At 53.2% G+C, this 878-nt stretch carries 1 pseudogene; it reads left to right on the forward strand.

Features of this window, described 5'->3' with window-relative positions:
• Positions 1-608 precede the first annotated feature (608 nt).
• Positions 609-878 (forward strand): annotated as a pseudogene (locus QN413_RS27055) (hypothetical protein); the annotation flags it as partial.

An 878-nucleotide genomic window follows, 5' to 3' on the forward strand; every position in this document is an offset into this window, starting at 1 on the left:
AGCCGCACAGACGAGTTGCTTCCGCACCTCTGGCAGCCCGCAAACTGATCAACACATCGCTTAACGGGCTTCGCTAAATGCCGTCAAGGTGGGACGGCTGGCCGCTTACTGATTACCGGCAACCGTAAAGGTCCGTTGCCTCATGCAGTGAGAATTGCGTGCAGCATGTCAAGTTCCCACTTGAGCAGCGTGGCCTCAGATAAGGTCAGTTGCTCCACTGAAGCTGATCTTTTTGCGCGTGTTTGAGGCGTGCGGAAATGTTCAATAAATCACGAGTCACGCCCTTCACAGCCGCGCGGGACATAAACATGTTCCGTCACAGTTTTTCCACTTGCTCCGCAGAACTGTAGAAGTTCCCCTAAATTTTTAGGGTCATATTCGCTTCGAGAATTTATCGAATCAATCAGATGTGATGATCCATCTCTTACAAATAATTACGTCAAAAGATGCTGTTCAGTGGCCTTCTGCCCCTCGCACGAATTCGTTTCTGCGAACGATCGTTGCTAGCGCTAGTCCTGTGCTGCGCCGCAGCATGCATCAGTGCGCAAACGCTGCAGGAACTGCAGTCACCGGGCGAGTCGCCAGCTGCAGAAGAAGCCGATCGCATCGTGAGCCCGTGGCTTTCACCAGCGCGCAAATTCGGCAAGGAGCTGTACTTCTCCAATCTCAAGGATGGGCAATCCGTCGAATCACCGTTCGTTGCGCGCTTCGGCGCTTCCAATGTCGGCATCGTTCCGGCCGGAAAAACCGTCGGTAGTCACGGGCATTTGCATTTGTTGATCGACACGCCGTTACCGGTCGATCTGACCTTGCCCCCGAAAAACGTACCCCTTGCTGAGTGTTTCAATTCAGACAAGGAGAACGCAGATGACGAAGAC

Origin of the sequence: Variovorax sp. LG9.2 (assembly GCF_035018885.1) — a bacterium.
Classification (GTDB): domain Bacteria; phylum Pseudomonadota; class Gammaproteobacteria; order Burkholderiales; family Burkholderiaceae_C; genus Variovorax.